Raw genomic sequence first — 16,726 nt, forward strand, 5'->3', positions numbered from 1 at the left:
CGATCTCCATACAAGGCGGCAGGAAAGAACATGAACGCTGTGCGTCCGCTCTTGCTGGCGATGCTGGTGCTGACGCTCACGGCGTCACAGCCTGCCGCCGGCCAGATTCCCGACATGAAGACCGGCGGCCCGGTGCCGACGCTGGCGCCGCTGGTGCGCCGGGTGACACCCGCCGTGGTCAATATTTCCGTCCACGGCCGCGTCCGCGAGGACAACCCGCTCTATCGCGACCCGTTGTTCCGCGAGTTCTTCGACGTTCCCCGGCAGATCGAAAAGGAGGTCAACGCGACCGGCTCCGGCGTGATCGTCGATGCCGAGCGCGGCTACGTGCTGACCAACAATCACGTGGTCGAGGGCACCTCCGCCGTCCAGATCACGACCAAGGACGGCCGGCAGTTCTCCGCCAAGGTGGTCGGACGCGATCCGCCCACGGACGTCGCGGTGCTCCAGGTCCAGAACCCGGTCGGACTCAAGGCGCTTCCGTTCGGCGACAGCGACGGGCTCGACGTCGGCGATTTCGTGCTGGCGATCGGCAATCCTTTCGGCCTCGGCCAGACCGTGACATCCGGCCTCGTCAGCGCGCTGGGCCGCACCGGTCTCGGCAAGCAGGGCTTTGAGGATTTCATCCAGACCGATGCTGCGATCAACCCAGGCAATTCCGGCGGGGCGCTGGTGAGCCTGCGCGGCGAGCTGGTCGGCATCAACTCGGCGATCATCTCGCCGGCCGGCGGCAATGTCGGCATCGGCTTCGCCATTCCGGTCAACATGGCGCGCAAGGTGATGGAGCAGATCATCGTCAGCGGCCGCGTCGAGCGCGGCCGCATCGGCGTCTCGCTGAAGGATCTGCATCCGTCGATCAACAAGGGACTGAATCAAGGCGCCGTCGTCGCCGAGATCGCTGCGGACTCGCCCGCGGAAAGGGCCGGCCTGCGCAAGGGCGATATCGTGACCGCAGCCGACGAGCGTCCGATCCGCACCGCCGCCCAGCTCCGCAACACGATCGGCCTCGCGCGCGTCGGGGAGGAGGTGAGGCTCACTCTGCTGCGCAACGGTGCGCCGCTGACCACCACGGTGCGCGTGGCGCCGGCGAACCAATCGAGCAGTGCGCTTGCAGGCCCCAATCGCCTCGTTCGCTGAAGCATGGGCGTGCCGGACATGTCGACGAGGATCGCGTAGCCACCACGCCGCCGCCGCAACCGTCGGTTGGCGGCGGCCCCTGCGACGGTCGGTTCCGCAGCCGATTGCCTTTTGTTGGCCGGCAAGCGAACCTCGTGGCGCCATATTTGAGCAGGAGTGGTTTCTCGTGAGGGAGGCGCTCCGATGACCAAAGCTCTGATCAGTGCTGTCGCAATGCTGGCCTGTGTGCCCGTCAGCGCGGTTGCGCAGGAGCGCGCGGGCGATGCGGCGCTCGGCGCGGTATCCGGCGCAGTCGTGCTGGGACCGGTCGGGGCAGTCGCCGGGGCTTTGATCGGTTACACCGCGGGACCGTCGATCGCCCGCTCCTGGGGCATCAGAGGGTCGCACTCGGCAGGACATCGGCCGCCGCCGCGCCGCGCGGCCGCGACCAGGAGCCCGCCGCCCACGCGCCAGGCCATGAATGCCAATGGCCAGATGCGAGCTGCCGCCAATCCGGCTCCGCCGGTTCAAGCCGCGCCCGCAGCGCCAGCGCAGAGCTCGACGCCGCCCGTTCAGGGCTTCGACTGAACCGTCTCTTCAAGCCGATGCCTCCGGTTGCAGCCGCTTGCGCCCCGACCTAGGGCTGGCCAAGGATCTTCTTCGCGGCGCGAAGATGCGGCCTATCGATCATCTGGCCGTCGAGCCGCAGCGTGCCGGAACTGGGATTGTCGGCAAACGCCGCGATCACCTTCTCGGCCCAGGCCCGCTCCGCGTCCGTCGGCGCGAACGCCGCATTGACGATGTCGACATGCTTGGGATGGATCAGCGCCTTGGCGGAAAAACCGTCGCGCCGCGCGGCGCGCGTCTCCTGCTCGAGGCCGGCGAGGTTGTCGATGTCGGTATAGACGGTATCGATCGGCGCGACCTCGGCCGCGGCCGCCGCCATCAGGCATAGATCCCGCGCGAGGCGATAGGGGCTGTGGAACAAGCCGCCCGACGCTTTCTCGGTGGCGCCGAGCGACGCCGAGAGGTCTTCCGCGCCCCACATCAGTCCAGTGAGACGGGGGGAGCAACCCTTGTAGCTGCCGAGGCCGAAGATCGAGCTTGCTGTCTCCGTCGCGACGCAGACGATCCGCGTCGTGCCGATCGCAATGCCGGCCGCAGCTTCCAGCGCTTCGAGCCAGGTCGCGACCTGGCGCACGTCGTCGCCCCCTTGCGATTTCGGCAGCACGATGCCGTCGGGCCTGCCCGGCAGCACCGCCGCGAGGTCGGCCAGCGTCATGCCGGTGTCGAGCGCGTTGACGCGGACATAGAGCTGGTGCGGGCCGGGACGGCGCTTCAGCATCGCAAGCGTCAGGGTGCGCGCCTCCGGTTTCTTCTCGGTGACGACGGAATCCTCGAGATCGATGATCAGCGCGTCGGCCCTGCCTTCGCTCGCCTTCTCGAATTTGCGCGGGGAATCGCCCGGCACGAACAGCATCGAACGCATCAGACCGGCCTCTTGTGCATCATCGCCATGCGGCGGCATTTGCCGACGATCTCGTCGTTCTGGTTCAAGGCATGGTGCTCGAACTCGACGATGCCCGCTCTCGGGCGCGATTTGGATTCCCTCAACGCAAGCACCTTCGTCGTCGCCCGCAGGGTGTCGCCATGGAAGACCGGTTTTGGAAACGTGACGTCGGTCATGCCGAGATTGGCGACGGTTGTGCCCATGGTCGTATCATAGACCGTCATGCCGATCATGATGCCGAGGGTGTAAAGGCTGTTGAAAATGCGCTGGCCGAACTCGGTCTTTTCGGCGAAATGCGCGTCGATATGCAGCGGCTGCGGGTTGAGCGTCAGCAGGCTGAACATGGTGTTGTCCATCTCCGTGACGGTTCGCGTCAGCGGATGCCTGAACTCCTGGCCCACGGAAAAGTCTTCGAAGTAAAGTCCGGCCATCGCGGTTTCCTCCATGCGAAATAACGGCGCGCTCTTTGCGTCGCGCCGCATGAGCCCATGCATGGTAGACACAGTTGACAGGTAAATTCACGTATCTGCACCCGGGATTTCGAGCTAAACAACGCAGGCGAGGGCACGTCGGGGCGCGGCAAGTCGCGATGGCCTTTGCGCAGGGAACGCGAAGAGACGGGAGATGGCGTGGCCGCGGCTCCCAAGAAGGAGGCCGACACCCATGGATTTCGCGCTTACCGATCAGCAGGAAGCCATTCGCGATGCCATCGCCAGGATCTGCGAAGGCTTCCCGGATGCCTATTGGCTGAAGAAGGACCACGACGGTGGCTTCCCGCACGACTTCCACAAGGCCTTGGCGGACGCCGGCTGGCTCGGTATCTGCGTGCCGGAAGCCTACGGCGGCTCGGGGCTCGGTATCACCGAAGCTGCGATCATGATGCGCACCATTGCGGAATCGGGCGCCGGCATGTCCGGGGCATCCGCCGTGCACATCAACGTGTTCGGGCTCAATCCCGTCGTGGTGTTCGGCACCGAGGAGCAGCGCAAGCGCATGCTGCCCCCGATGGTCGAGGGCCGCGAGAAAGCCTGCTTCGCCGTCACCGAGCCCAACACCGGCCTCAACACCACGCAGCTCAAGACCCGCGCCGTCGCCAAGAACGACCGCTACATCGTCAACGGCCAGAAGGTGTGGATATCGACCGCGCAGGTCGCACACAAGATCCTGCTGCTGGCGCGTACCACGCCGCTGGAGGAGGTGCGCTCGCCGACCCACGGCCTCAGCCTGTTCTACACCGATTTCGACCGCAGCAGGATCAAGGTCCACGAGATCGAGAAGATGGGCCGCAAGGTGGTCGATTCCAACGAGCTGTTCTTCGAGGATTTCGAGATCCCGATGGAAGACCGTATCGGCGAGGAAGGCAAAGGCTTCGAGTACATCCTCGAAGGCATGAACCCGGAGCGTATCCTGATCGCGGCGGAGGCGGTTGGCCTCGGCAAGCTGGCGCTGTCGCGCGCGACCGAATACGCCAAGACACGCATCGTGTTCAACCGTCCGATCGGCAAGAACCAGGGCATCCAGCACCCGCTCGCGGTGAACTGGGTCGAGCTCGAGGCGGCCTGGCTGATGGTGATGTCGGCGGCCTGGCAATACGACAAGGGCATGCCGTGCGGCGCTGCGGCCAACGCCGCAAAGTACCTCGCAGGCGAGGCGGGTTTCTCGGCCTGCGAGCAGGCCGTGATGACCCATGGCGGCTTCGGCTATGCCAAGGAATTCCACGTCGAGCGATATCTGCGAGAAGTCCTGATCCCGCGCATCGCGCCGGTCAGCCCGCAACTCGCGCTCAGCTTCATCGCCGAGAAGGTGCTGGGGCTCGCCAAGTCGTATTGAACGCGCCTTGGCGCAAGCGGCCTATTCGGCGGCGATCCGCTCCATCGCCACGGCGCGCAGCCTGGCGCGCTGGATCTTGACCCCGTTGGCGCTGTCGGTGACCGGGAAGGCCTGCACGACATAGATCCGGGCCGGGACCTTGTAGCCGGCGAGCCGCTCGCGCAGATGGGTGGTCAGCGAGTCCTGTCGCGGCGGCTCTCCGGCCGGGATCACGAACGCGACGCAGCGCGCCTGCCCTTTGAGATCGACCGCGACGACCTGGGCATCGCTCACGCCGGCACAGGATTTCAGCTCATCCTCGATCTCGCCGGGCGCAACGAGGAAGCCGCCCAGCCGCATGGCATCGCCGGCGCGGGTCTCGTAGACGAAGGAGCCGTCGCCGCGCAGCCGGCCGATGTCGCCGGTGCGGAAGAACCCGTCCGCGGTGATCGCCTCGCGTGTCGCATCCGGGTTGTGGAAATAGCCAAGGAAGCGTGACGGCGCGCTGATCTCGATCTCGCCGGAAATGCCGCTGGCTGCAAGCTCGCCGGTCTCGGTGTCGCGCACGCGCACGCTTGCGTCGGGTGACATCGGCCAGCCGCCGCCCTCGATGCGATCGGCGAAGGCATCGCTAGCTTGCGCGATCGCGAACAGGGCCTGGACCTCGCTCGAGCCATAGAGGCCGAACAGCGGCAGGCCACGGGATTCAGCCTCTGCCGCAAGCTCGCGCCAACCGGGCTGGAACGCGGCGAAACCGCAGAGCTCGAGGTGCGGGAACGGGCGCGGCGCATCGGTGAGGGCGAGAATGCGCCGAAACATCTCGTCGGAGCCGAAGGAATGCGTGATCCTGTGCTCGCGCAGAATCTCGAAGGCCGGTGCTGCCTCGAAGGCATCGAGCACATGAATGGTTGCACCGGCCGCGACGAAGCCGAGCAGGCTGGTCATGCCGAAGGTGCCGCAGAATGGCAGCATGGCCAGCAGCGCGTGACGCTGTGGATCGAGCCGAAGCGCCTTGGCGACGGAGACGGCATGGCCCGCCAGCGTCCGCTGCGAATGCGCCACCAGCTTCGGCCCCTTGGTGGTGCCCGATGTGGTGTAGAGCAGCACCGGCAGGTCGATATCGTCCTCAGTCGGCGGAGCGGGCGGATAGAAGCTGTCGAAGGCGTCGAAGCGCACGCAGGGCCAGTGCGCCGGGATCGCATCCGCGCCGACCACCGCGAGCCGTTGCAGCGCGGGGACTTCGTGTTCGGCAATCCCGGCAAGGATCGCGGCAAAATCGATCGAGCGGAATGCGGCCTCCACCACCATCAGCCTGGCGCCGGACAAGCGAAGCAGATGCGCGACTTCCGCACTCCGGTCGCGCGTATTGACGGCGGCGACGGTCGCACCGCATCGGGCGGCGGCAAACAGCAGGGCGATCCATTCGATCCGGTTGACCAGCCAGACCGCGACGACGTCCCCCTTGCCGATGCCTTGCGCTGCGAGCCAGGCGGCGGTCTGCTCTACTCTTGTTGCGAAATCCGCGCGCGAGACTGGCGTGCCGTCGCATACGAAGGCGGGATCGGCGGCGGCTTCGGCCCGGATCAGCGATTGCAGCGACAGCGTATTGGCACTCATGGCAACGGGAGTAACGCGATCATGGAGAGCTGTCTACTTGGTGCCGAACATCCGGTCGCCGGCATCGCCCAGACCCGGCACGATGTAGCCGTGGTCGTTGAGCCGCTCATCGATTGCCGCGGTCCAGATCGGCACGTCCGGATGCTCGCTCTGGAATTGCGCGATGCCCTCGGGCGCGGCCAGAAGGCAGACGAAGCGGATGTCGCGGGCGCCGCGCGCCTTGAGCAGGGAGGCGCCGGCGCAGGCCGAGTTGCCGGTCGCCAGCATCGGGTCCATCAGGATCACGGTGCGGTCGGACAGGTCCTGCGGCGCCTTGAAGTAATATTCCACGGCCTGCAACGTCTCGGGGTCGCGGTAGAGCCCGATATGGGCGATGCGCGCCGACGGCATCAGGGCGAGCATGCCGTCGAGGAAGCCGACGCCGGCGCGCAGGATCGGCGCCAGCGTGAGCTTCTTGCCGGCGATCTTGGGCGCCCGCATCGGCGCGATCGGCGTCTCGATCTCGACCAGCTCCAGCGGCAAATCGCGCGTCACCTCGTAGGCCACCAGCATCCCGATCTCGTTCAGGATCTCGCGAAAGCTCTTGGTCGAGCGGTCCTTCTCCCGCATCAGGGAGAGCTTGTGCTGGACCAGGGGGTGGATGACGACGTTGACATTGCCGGTGCTCATGGAACCGCTCTACACCGTTCCATGAAATTGCGCCAGATCGCTCCACCCGGCCTTTATGAGATTCCTATAATTTCGCCGTCGCGATCGTCTCGAAAACCTATGCCTGCGGTGGCACCTCAGCACGGTCAAGAGCGCGGGTCGGTCGTGAAAGCACTCCCCTCCTTGCGCTCACCGGAGTCCCGGGAAAGCGGTTGCGCCGCACATGAGGCGCAACGAGGAGTATCGCCATGATGGACCTTCTGATGCTGGCGCTCGCCATCGCCTTCTTCGCCCTCGCGATCGGCTACACCTATGCCTGCGAACGGCTTTGAGGGAGCGGCCCATGATCTTCGATTATTCGCTCGCCGGAGTCGTCTCGCTCGGCCTGCTATTCTACCTCACCTACGCGCTGCTGCGGCCCGAGCGGTTCTGAATCGTGCTGCTGCTCGTTCAATTGCTGCTGGCCGACGCTGTGCTCGTCGCGGCTCTGCTCGCGCTGCTCCTGCCGCTGTTGCGCCGGTCCCAAAGCCTGAAGGTTTAATGCCATGACTATGATCGGTTGGCTCCAGATCATTCTTTTCTGCGTTATCATCGTCTCGCTGGCCAAGCCGCTCGGCTGGTACATGACCCGCGTGTTCAACGGCGAGCGGACGTTCCTGTCGCCCGTTCTGCGCCCGGTCGAAGCCGGCATCTATTGGATCTCCGGCGTCGATGAGAAGCGCGAGCAGCACTGGATGACCTACACGGTCGCCATGCTGCTGTTCCATGTCGGCGGCTTCCTCATCATCTACGGCCTGATGCGGCTCCAGGCCATGCTGCCCTTCAATCCGGCCGACATGTCGGCGGTCGCGGAAGATCTGTCCTTCAACACCGCGATCTCCTTCATCACCAACACCAACTGGCAGAACTACGGCGGCGAGAGCACGCTGTCCTATCTGACCCAGATGGTCGGCCTCACGCACCAGAATTTCCTGTCGGCGGCGACCGGTATCGTGCTCGCGGTCGCGCTGATCCGCGGCTTTGCGCGCGCCTCGATGCGCACCGTCGGCAATTTCTGGATCGATGTGACCCGCTGCACCCTCTATGTCCTGCTGCCGATCTGCATCGTCTACGCGCTGTTCCTGGTGTCGCAGGGCATGCCGCAGACGCTCGGGGCCTATGTCGAGGCGACCACGCTCGAAGGCGCCAAGCAGACCATCGCGGTCGGCCCGGTCGCCTCGCAGGTCGCGATCAAGATGCTCGGCACCAATGGCGGCGGCTTCTTCAACGCCAATGCATCGCACCCCTTCGAGAACCCGACCGCGTTGTCGAACTTCGTGCAGATGCTGTCGATCTTCGTGCTCGGCGCGGCGCTCACCAACGTGTTCGGCCGCATGGTCGGCAACCAGCGCCAGGGCTGGGCGATTCTCGCCGTGATGGGCGTGCTGTTCGTCGCCGGCGTCGCCGTCTGCTACTGGGCGGAAGCCAACGGCACTGCGACAATGCATGCGCTCGGCCTGACCGGGGGCAACATGGAAGGCAAGGAGGTCCGCTTCGGCATCGTCGCGTCCTCGCTGTTCGCCGTGATCACCACGGCCGCCTCCTGCGGCGCCGTCAACGCCATGCACGACAGCTTCACCGCGCTTGGCGGCATGATCCCGCTGATCAACATGCAGCTCGGCGAGATCATCGTCGGCGGCGTCGGCGCCGGCATGTACGGCATGCTGCTGTTCGTCATCCTCGCGATCTTCGTCGCGGGCCTGATGGTCGGCCGCACTCCGGAATATGTCGGCAAGAAGATCGAGGCGCGCGAGGTCAAGATGGCGATGCTCGCGATCCTGATCCTGCCGCTGATGATCCTCGGCTGGACCGCCGTCGGCGTGGTCTATCCGGCGGCAGTCGCCTCCATGGCGAATGCCGGACCGCACGGCTTTACCGAAGTGCTGTACGCCTTCACTTCGGGGACGGGCAACAACGGCTCGGCCTTCGCGGGCCTCACCGGCAACACCTTCTTCTACAATCTCACGCTCGCCAGCGCGATGTTCGTCGGCCGCTTCTTCATGATCGTGCCGGCGATGGCGATCGCGGGCTCGCTCGCGGCGAAGAAGTCGATCCCGCCGTCGATGGGCACGTTCCCGACCACGGGGGGCCTGTTCGTCGGTCTCGTCGTCGGCGTCATCCTGATCATGGGTGGCCTGACGTTCTTCCCGGCGCTCGCGCTCGGCCCCATCGTCGAGCACCTCGCGATGAACGCCGGCAACCTGTTCTGATCCAGCTCTTTCGGAGTGACCTCCATGGAACCCGTCCATAAACCCAACAAGCGCATGCCGGTCTCGGCGATGCTGGATTCAAAGATCGTGATGCCGGCGATCGGCGCGGCCTTCTCCAAGCTCGATCCGCGCGCCATCATCAAGAACCCGGTCATGTTCGTGGTCGAGATCGTCGCCGGGCTCACCACCGTGATCTTCCTGCGCGATCTCCTGACCGGCGGGGAAAACCTCGCCTTCACCTTCCAGATCATCCTCTGGCTTTGGTTCACCGTGCTGTTCGCCAACCTTGCCGAAGCCGTGGCCGAGGGCCGCGGCAAGGCGCAGGCCGAGACGCTGCGCAAGACCCGCACCGAAAGCCAGGCCAAGCTCCTGAGCGGCGCGGGCCGCGACTACAAGCTCGTATCAGGCACGAGCCTGAAGGTCGGCGATCTCGTGCTGGTCGAGGCGGGCGACACGATCCCCTCGGACGGTGAGGTGATCGAGGGCGTCGCCTCCGTCAACGAGGCCGCCATCACTGGTGAATCCGCGCCCGTGATCCGAGAGTCCGGCGGCGACCGTTCGGCGGTGACCGGCGGCACGCAGGTGCTGTCGGACTGGATCCGCGTCCGCATCACGGCAGCCCAGGGCTCGACCTTCATCGACCGCATGATCAAGCTGGTCGAAGGTGCCGAGCGGGCGAAGACGCCGAACGAGATCGCGCTCAACATCCTGCTCGCCGGCCTCACGATCATCTTCGTGTTCGCCACCGTCACCATCCCGAGCTACGCGGCTTACGCCGGCGGCTCGATCTCGGTGATCGTGCTCGTGGCCCTGTTCGTGACGCTGATCCCGACCACCATCGGCGCGCTGCTGTCGGCGATCGGCATCGCCGGCATGGACCGCCTGGTGCGCTTCAACGTGCTTGCGATGTCGGGCCGCGCGGTCGAAGCCGCCGGCGACGTCGACACGCTGCTGCTCGACAAGACCGGAACCATCACGCTCGGCAACCGGCAGGCGACCGCGTTCCGTCCCGTGCGCGGCGTCACCGAGCAGGAGCTGGCGGACGCCGCCCAGCTCGCTTCGCTCGCCGACGAGACGCCGGAAGGCCGCTCCATCGTCGTGCTGGCGAAGGAGAAGTACGGCATCCGCGGCCGCGACATGGCCGAACTCGGCGCCACCTTCGTTCCGTTCACGGCGCAGACCCGCATGAGCGGCGTCGATGCCGGCAGCTCGTCCGTGCGCAAGGGTGCGGTCGATGCCATGCTGAACTATGTCGGCGGCGGCGCTCCGACCGCGGTCGCTTCCGGCAACATGGCGCGGGCGATGCAGCCTGCCGCGCTTTCCGAGCTGGGCCGCGAGATCCAGGCCATTGCCGATGAGGTGTCGAAGTCCGGCGGCACGCCGCTGGCTGTCGCCAAAGACGGCAGGCTGCTCGGGATCGTCCAGCTGAAGGACATCGTCAAGGGCGGCATTCGCGAGCGATTCGCGGAGCTGCGTCGCATGGGCATCCGCACCATCATGATTACCGGCGACAATCCGATGACCGCGGCCGCCATCGCGGCCGAGGCGGGCGTCGACGACTTCCTGGCGCAGGCCACCCCCGAGGACAAGCTCAAGCTGATCCGCGACGAGCAGGCCAAGGGCAAGCTGGTGGCGATGTGCGGCGACGGCACCAACGATGCGCCGGCGCTCGCCCAGGCCGACGTCGGCGTCGCCATGAACACCGGCACCCAGGCCGCCCGCGAGGCCGGCAACATGGTCGACCTCGACTCCAACCCGACCAAGCTGATCGAGGTGGTCGAGATCGGCAAGCAGCTCCTGATGACGCGCGGCGCGCTGACGACGTTCTCGATCGCCAACGACGTCGCCAAGTATTTCGCGATCATCCCGGCGATGTTCCTGGCTTTCTACCCGCAGCTTGGCGTGCTCAACGTCATGAACCTGTCGAGCCCGCAGAGCGCCATCCTGTCGGCGATCATCTTCAACGCGCTGATCATCATCGGCTTGATCCCGCTCGCGCTGAAGGGCGTCGCCTATCGCGCCGTCGGTGCCGGTGCGTTGCTCCGGCGCAACCTCTTGATCTACGGCCTCGGCGGCATCGTCATTCCCTTCGTCGGCATCAAGGCGATCGACCTCGTCGTGACTGCCTTGCACCTGGCTTGAACTCGTCATTGCGAGCGCAGCGAAGCAATCCAGAAGTGCCTCCGCGGTTGACAGCCTGGATTGCTCCGTCGCTTCGCTCCTCGCAATGACGAGAGAAATTGGAGAAAGCACATGCTCAGAGAAATCCGCCCCGCCATCGTCCTCTTGCTGGCGCTCACCGCCATCACCGGCCTGGCCTATCCGCTGGCAATGACCGCCATCGCCGGCACCTTGTTTCCCGTGCAGGCGCAGGGCAGCCTGATCGAAAAGGACGGCAAGGTGATCGGCTCCGCCCTGATCGGGCAGGAGTTCAAGGACGACAAATATTTCCATGGCCGACCCTCCGCGACGCTTGCGCCGGATCGGAATGATCCGACCAAGACGGTGTCGGCCCCCTACAATGCCGCCAATTCCGGCGGCTCCAATCTCGGCCCGACCAGCAAGGCGCTGGCCGACCGGTTGAGGGAGGACGTGGACAAGCTCAGGGGCGAGAATCCGAACGCGGCCGTGCCGGTCGATCTGGTGACGACTTCGTCCAGCGGCCTCGACCCGAACATCTCGCCGGAAGCGGCGCAATTCCAGGTACCGCGCGTGGCCAAGGCGCGGAATCTGCCGGAAGATCAGGTCAGGCAGCTCGTGGCTGCCAGTACCGAAGGCCGTCTGCTTGGCCTGCTTGGCGAACCCAGGGTTAACGTTCTGGCGCTGAATCTCGCACTGGATCGCATGGCCGCGAAGTAGCAGTCTAGGCTCGCGGCGCACAGATGAATATATTGGTGAGATGGTCCGAGAGAGCCGCGATCCCGAACAACGTCCTTCTCCCGAAGCGCTGCTGGAAGCTGCGCGCCGGGAGGAGGGTGCGGGCGGCAAGCTGAAGATCTTCGTCGGCGCCGCCCCCGGCGTCGGCAAGACCTATGAGATGCTGCAAAGCGCCCACGCCAAGCGCAAGGCGGGCGTCGATGTCGTGGTCGGGTTCGTCGAGACCCATGGCCGGGCCGAGACCGAGGCGCTGGTGCGCGGCCTCGAAGTGGTCCCGCGCAAGAGGCTGGACTACCGCGGCCAGATCGTCGAGGAGATGGATCTCGATGCCGTGATCGCGCGGCGACCGCAGATCGCGCTGGTCGACGAGCTCGCCCACACCAATGCGGCCGGCAGCCGCCATCCCAAGCGCTACATGGATGTCGAGGAGCTGCTCTCACACGGCATCAACGTCTACACCGCCGTCAACATCCAGCACATCGAGAGCCTCAACGACGTCGTCGCCCAGATCACCCATGTCCGGGTCCGCGAGACCGTGCCGGACTCGGTCTTCGACCGCGCCGATGCGATCGAGCTGATCGATCTCACGCCCGACGATCTGATCCAGCGGCTGAAGGAGGGCAAGGTCTATGTGCCCAAGCAGGCCGAGCGGGCACTGGAGCACTATTTCTCTCCGGGCAATCTCACCGCGCTGCGCGAGCTGGCGCTGCGGCGCACCGCCGAGCGGGTCGACGAGCAGCTCCTCACCCACATGCAGGCGAACGCCATTGCCGGGCCCTGGGCCGCGGGGGAGCGCATCCTGGTCTGCGTCAGCGAGGATCCACGCGCCGCTGGCCTCGTGCGCTATACCAAGCGCCTGGCCGATCGGCTGCATGCGCCGTTCACCGCGCTGTCGATCGAGACGCGGCGCTCGCTCCAGCTTTCCGACGAGGAGCGCGACCGGCTTGCCGATACGCTGCGGCTCGCGGAATCGCTCGGCGGGGAGGCTTTGACCATCCCGGGCGTCGGCCGCCGCATCGCCGACGACGTGATCAACTTCGCGCACGGCAACAACGTCACCCAGATCGTGATCGGTAAGTCGACGCGTTCGCGCTGGTTCGAGATGACGCGCGGTTCCGTCGTGCATGATCTCGTGCGGCGTGCCGGCAATATCAGCGTTCACGTCATCCCCGGCGACGAGCTCTCCGGAGAGGCGGCGCCCAGGACGGCGGTGCCAACCGCGGCGCGATCCGAGCCGTTCGACCCGCTCCCTTATGTCAAGGCGCTCGGGATCACGGCGGTTGGCCTTGCGGCCGCGATGGGCATCAAGCCGTATGTCGGCGTCGAGAACGTCGACCTGATGTTCCTCACCGCGGTGGTGGCCGTGGCCGTGCGCTATGGGCTGTGGCCCTCACTGCTTGCGAGTGTCGCTGGGTCGCTGGCCTACAATTTCTTCTTCCTGCCGCCGGTCTACACGTTCACCATCACCGATCCGACCAACGTCGCGGCCTTCTTCTTTTTCATGCTGATTGCGTTCGTGGTGTCGAACGTTGCGGGTCGCGTGCGCACGCAGGCCGATGCCGCGATCGGCCGGATCAGGATGACCGAGCAGCTCTATGCCTTCAGCCGCAAGCTCGCGGGCACCGCCACGCTCGACGATGTCTTGTGGGCGAGCGCCTATCAGATCGCGTTGATGCTGAAGGTGCGCGTCGTGCTGCTGCTGCCGGAGGAGGGGCTGCTCACGGTGAAATCCGGCTATCCGCCGGAAGACCAGCTCGATCAGGCCGACCTTGCCGCCGCCAACTGGGCGTGGAGCAACGACCGCCCCGCCGGGCGCGGGTCCGATACGTTGCCGGGTGCAAAGCGGTTGTTCCTGCCGATGCGCACCGGGCGCGGTCCGATCGGCGTCATCGGCATCGACAACGACCGCACCGGCCCGCTGTTGACGCCGGACCAGCGCCGGCTGCTCGATGCGCTGGTCGACCAGGGCGCGCTCGCGATCGAGCGGGTGCTGCTGGTCGAGGACATGGACCGGGTCAAGCGCACCGTCGAATCCGAGCGCTTGCGCTCCGCGCTGCTGACCTCGATCTCGCACGATCTGAAGACGCCGCTCGCCTCGGTGCTGGGAGCGGCCTCGACCATGCGCGATCTCGCCGGTGCCCTCTCTGACACCGAGAAGCGCGACCTGCTGGCCACCGTCATCGACGAATCCGAGCGGCTCAACCGGTTTATCGCCAATCTGCTCGACATGACCAAGCTCGAATCCGGCGCCATCGTCCCCAACTCGGCGCTGCACGATCTCGGCGAGATCGTGGGCAGCGCGCTGCGGCGCGCAGCCAAGATCCTTGGCGGCCACAAGGTCGAGCTGGTGCTGGCCGCCGATCTGCCGATGCTCCAGCTCGATGCCGTGCTGTTCGAGCAGGTGCTGTTCAACCTGCTCGACAATGCCGCGAAATATTCGCCGCCCGAGACCACGATCTCGATCCGCGGCCGGCGCGAGAGTAGGCATGTCGTCCTTGAGATTGCGGACGAGGGAGCCGGCATTCCGCCTGACGAGCTCGAGAGCGTATTCGACAAGTTCTATCGCGTGCAGAAGGGCGATCACGTCCGTCCCGGCACCGGCCTCGGGCTCGCCATCTCCCGCGGCTTCGTCGAGGCGATGCGCGGCACGATCTCCGCTGCCAATCGCAGCGAGCGGAGTGGCGCGATCCTCACCATTCGCCTGCCCATTCCGGCAGAGATCCACGCATTGGATACCGCCGCATGAGCGCTGCTCCGATCAAGGTCCTTGTCATCGACGACCAGCCGCCGATCCGTAAATTGCTGCGGATGGGGCTGACGACGCAAGGCTACGACATCCTGGAGGCATCGAATGGCAAGATCGCGCTGGAGAAGCTCGGCGAAGAGCCGGCGCTGATCATCCTCGATCTCGGCCTGCCCGACATTCAGGGACACGAACTGCTGCGCACCATCCGCGCCCGCAACGAAGGCGTGCCGATCGTGGTGCTGTCGAGCCGCGGCGACGAAGCCGGCAAGGTACAGGCGCTCGATCTCGGCGCCGACGATTATCTGACCAAGCCGTTCGGCATGGACGAGCTGTTGGCCCGCCTGCGCGCCGCGCTGCGCCACCAGCTCCAGGTCAAGGGCGAACGCCCGGTATTCCGCACCGGCGATCTCTCGGTCGATCTCGTCCGCCGCATTGTCAAGGTCGGCGAGCGGGATGTGAAGCTCTCGCCCAAGGAGTATGACCTGTTGCGCGTGCTGGTGCAGCATGCCGGCAAGGTGCTGACCCATCGCTTCCTGCTGAAAGAACTCTGGGACGAACTGACCGACGCGCAATATCTGCGCGTCTATGTCCGCCAGCTCCGCCAGAAGATCGAAGCCGACCCGGAGCGGCCGCAATACGTACTGACCGAGACGGGGATCGGGTACAGGCTGAAGGCGGGGGATTGATTTCCACTGTGCCGTAGGGTGGGCCAAGGCGCAAAAGCGCCGTGCCCACCATCTTTCGATTTCGACAAAGGTGGTGGGCACGCTTCGCTTTGCCCACCCTACGAGGCTGTGAATCTTTTGTACCGCGCGTCGGGCGAATGTGATTCTCTGGGCAGACTGATCTGCTGGAGAGAATGATGGCTGACGACGGAATTTTTGGCAAATTGCCGGAGCAGTCGGCACGGCGGGCCGAAGCGGTGCCACGGGGCGCACCTCGGCTGCGAGAGCCGGTGCGCGATCAGGTCGAATTGCGAGCGGTCGATATCGATAGCCTGATCGGGCAGGATCATCCGGTGCGGGTGATCTGGGCTTATACACCGGCTCGCAAAAGCATAGGCAGCACAGCCATACCCGACATCCGATACCGATGTCCTGACATCAACGGGACCGGCGCTCACCCCACTTTGATGTCAAATGCCCAAATGGCTCACAGGCTCTACGATATCGAGCCCTGGGCGAGCGGTCTCCTCAGCCCGCCTTCCTGTGCCGCGCCGTCGACCGATGAGTCTTTCTCGCCGCGCGTTGCCGTCCGGTCGCGCGGCGCGCATGAGGTTTCGCCGCCGCCTTCTTGCCGCCGCGTCCCTTCAGGCTCTGCTTCAGCGCGTCCATCAGGTTGACGACGTTGCTCGGCCGCTCCTCGGGCTCGGGCAATTCAATCTTCTTGCCGCTGGCCTTGCGCTTTACCAGCGCCTTCAGCGCGGTCTCGTAGTCGTCCCTAAACTTGCCGGGGTCGAAATGCGCGGCCTTGGTGTGCAGGATGTGGCCGGCGAGCTCGACCATGTCCTTGGTGATCTTCGGGCTCTTGATGTCGTCGAAGAACTGGTCCTCATCGCGCAGCTCGTAGGGAAAGCGCAGCGTGGTGCCGAGCAGGCCCTTGCCGAGCGGCTCGATCGCGATGACGTGTTCGCGGTTGGTGAGCACGATCTTGGCGAGCGCCACGCGGTCCTGGTCCTTCATGGCGTCGCGGATCACCGCGAAGGCGTCGACCGCGGCCTTGCCGTCGGGCGCGATGTAGTAGGGATGGTTGAGGTAGCGCTGGTCGATCTCCTCGCTCGGCACGAAGCTCTCGATGTCGATGGTGTGGTTGCTCTCGATCCGGACTGCGTCGAGCTCCTCCGGCTCGATCTCGACATATTTGCCCTTGCGCAGCTCGTAGCCTCGCCCCTTCTGGTCGCTCTCGACGACGTCGCCGGTCTCGGAATCGATCATCTGCTGCTTGAGCCGGTTGCCGGTCTCGCGGTTGATCAGGTGAAACCGCGTCTTCTCCGCCGCTGTGGTCGCGGGGTAGAGCACGACCGGGCAACTGACCAGCGACAGCTTCAACGTTCCCTTCCAATAGGCGCGCGGGGCCATTCCATTCTCCAGCGTTTTCAAGGCGTTTTGGAACCCCAACCCTCCCACAGGGTTTTGGTTCCGGGCGGGACTTTGG

At 65.6% G+C, this 16,726-nt stretch carries 14 protein-coding genes and 1 pseudogene; 10 read left to right on the forward strand and 5 right to left on the reverse strand.

From position 1 onward, the window contains the following. The first annotated feature begins 30 nt into the window (after positions 1 to 30). Together DCM80_RS19250 and DCM80_RS19255 are read left to right on the forward strand one after the other, a co-directional pair. The gene (locus DCM80_RS19250; RefSeq protein ID WP_257193127.1) at positions 31 to 1,137 is read left to right on the forward strand and encodes a trypsin-like peptidase domain-containing protein; all 1,107 of its coding nucleotides are present in this window, start codon (positions 31 to 33) and stop codon (positions 1,135 to 1,137) included. A gap of 183 nt (positions 1,138 to 1,320) precedes the next feature. Beyond that, entirely contained in the window at positions 1,321 to 1,704 is a 384-nt protein-coding gene (locus DCM80_RS19255; protein ID WP_257193128.1) for a hypothetical protein, read from the forward strand. Positions 1,705 to 1,753: 49 nt separating this feature from the next. Here DCM80_RS19255 and DCM80_RS19260 read toward each other — a convergent pair whose 3' ends face one another. Both DCM80_RS19260 and DCM80_RS19265 read right to left on the reverse strand, forming a co-directional pair. Further along, positions 1,754 to 2,605 carry a CoA ester lyase gene (locus DCM80_RS19260; protein WP_257193129.1) on the reverse strand — a complete coding sequence of 284 codons (852 nt, stop codon included), beginning with the start codon at positions 2,603 to 2,605 and terminating at the stop codon, positions 1,754 to 1,756. After that, positions 2,605 to 3,057 (reverse strand): MaoC family dehydratase, encoded by a 453-nt coding sequence (locus DCM80_RS19265; RefSeq protein ID WP_028138231.1) that lies wholly within the window; start codon positions 3,055 to 3,057, stop codon positions 2,605 to 2,607. The genes DCM80_RS19260 and DCM80_RS19265 overlap by 1 nt, the downstream gene beginning before the upstream one ends. 232 nt (positions 3,058 to 3,289) lie before the next feature. Here DCM80_RS19265 and DCM80_RS19270 point away from each other — a divergent pair, with 232 nt between their 5' ends. Continuing rightward, positions 3,290 to 4,456: an acyl-CoA dehydrogenase family protein gene (locus DCM80_RS19270; protein ID WP_257193130.1), complete on the forward strand. Its 1,167-nt coding sequence runs from the start codon at positions 3,290 to 3,292 to the stop codon at positions 4,454 to 4,456. A gap of 21 nt (positions 4,457 to 4,477) precedes the next feature. On the opposite strand, the gene DCM80_RS19275 is transcribed toward DCM80_RS19270, so the two are convergent. Together DCM80_RS19275 and upp are read right to left on the reverse strand one after the other, a co-directional pair. Continuing rightward, the gene (locus DCM80_RS19275; RefSeq protein ID WP_257193131.1) at positions 4,478 to 6,052 is read right to left on the reverse strand and encodes an AMP-binding protein; all 1,575 of its coding nucleotides are present in this window, start codon (positions 6,050 to 6,052) and stop codon (positions 4,478 to 4,480) included. A 33-nt stretch (positions 6,053 to 6,085) separates the two neighbouring features. Next, positions 6,086 to 6,721 carry a uracil phosphoribosyltransferase gene (gene upp / locus DCM80_RS19280; RefSeq protein ID WP_257193132.1) on the reverse strand — a complete coding sequence of 212 codons (636 nt, stop codon included), beginning with the start codon at positions 6,719 to 6,721 and terminating at the stop codon, positions 6,086 to 6,088. Positions 6,722 to 7,043: 322 nt separating this feature from the next. Between upp and DCM80_RS19285 the strand changes: the two genes are divergently transcribed. The 7 genes and pseudogenes from DCM80_RS19285 to DCM80_RS19315 all read left to right on the forward strand — a co-directional run. Further along, positions 7,044 to 7,133, forward strand: coding sequence for a K(+)-transporting ATPase subunit F (locus DCM80_RS19285; RefSeq protein ID WP_007595755.1), 90 nt, complete (start codon positions 7,044 to 7,046; stop codon positions 7,131 to 7,133). Positions 7,134 to 7,245: 112 nt separating this feature from the next. Next, on the forward strand, positions 7,246 to 8,949 hold the full coding sequence (gene kdpA / locus DCM80_RS19290) for a potassium-transporting ATPase subunit KdpA (RefSeq protein ID WP_257193133.1): 1,704 nt from the start codon (positions 7,246 to 7,248) through the stop codon (positions 8,947 to 8,949). A 24-nt stretch (positions 8,950 to 8,973) separates the two neighbouring features. Beyond that, entirely contained in the window at positions 8,974 to 11,091 is a 2,118-nt protein-coding gene (kdpB, locus tag DCM80_RS19295) for a potassium-transporting ATPase subunit KdpB (RefSeq protein ID WP_257193134.1), read from the forward strand. A gap of 111 nt (positions 11,092 to 11,202) precedes the next feature. After that, the gene (locus tag DCM80_RS19300; RefSeq protein WP_257193135.1) at positions 11,203 to 11,808 is read left to right on the forward strand and encodes a K(+)-transporting ATPase subunit C; all 606 of its coding nucleotides are present in this window, start codon (positions 11,203 to 11,205) and stop codon (positions 11,806 to 11,808) included. A gap of 40 nt (positions 11,809 to 11,848) precedes the next feature. Continuing rightward, complete coding sequence (locus DCM80_RS19305; protein ID WP_257193137.1) at positions 11,849 to 14,572, forward strand: sensor histidine kinase KdpD; 2,724 nt, start codon at positions 11,849 to 11,851, stop codon at positions 14,570 to 14,572. Further along, positions 14,569 to 15,258 (forward strand): response regulator, encoded by a 690-nt coding sequence (locus DCM80_RS19310; protein WP_257193138.1) that lies wholly within the window; start codon positions 14,569 to 14,571, stop codon positions 15,256 to 15,258. Before DCM80_RS19305 ends, DCM80_RS19310 begins: the two co-directional genes overlap by 4 nt. A gap of 173 nt (positions 15,259 to 15,431) precedes the next feature. Further along, positions 15,432 to 15,611: pseudogene (locus DCM80_RS19315) on the forward strand (IS5/IS1182 family transposase); the annotation flags it as partial. Positions 15,612 to 15,765: 154 nt separating this feature from the next. Here the strand turns inward: DCM80_RS19315 and DCM80_RS19320 are convergent. Beyond that, positions 15,766 to 16,650 carry a Ku protein gene (locus tag DCM80_RS19320; protein ID WP_257193139.1) on the reverse strand — a complete coding sequence of 295 codons (885 nt, stop codon included), beginning with the start codon at positions 16,648 to 16,650 and terminating at the stop codon, positions 15,766 to 15,768. Positions 16,651 to 16,726: the final 76 nt, after the last annotated feature.

This window comes from Bradyrhizobium sp. WBOS08 (genome assembly GCF_024585125.1).
GTDB lineage: Bacteria > Pseudomonadota > Alphaproteobacteria > Rhizobiales > Xanthobacteraceae > Bradyrhizobium > Bradyrhizobium japonicum_B.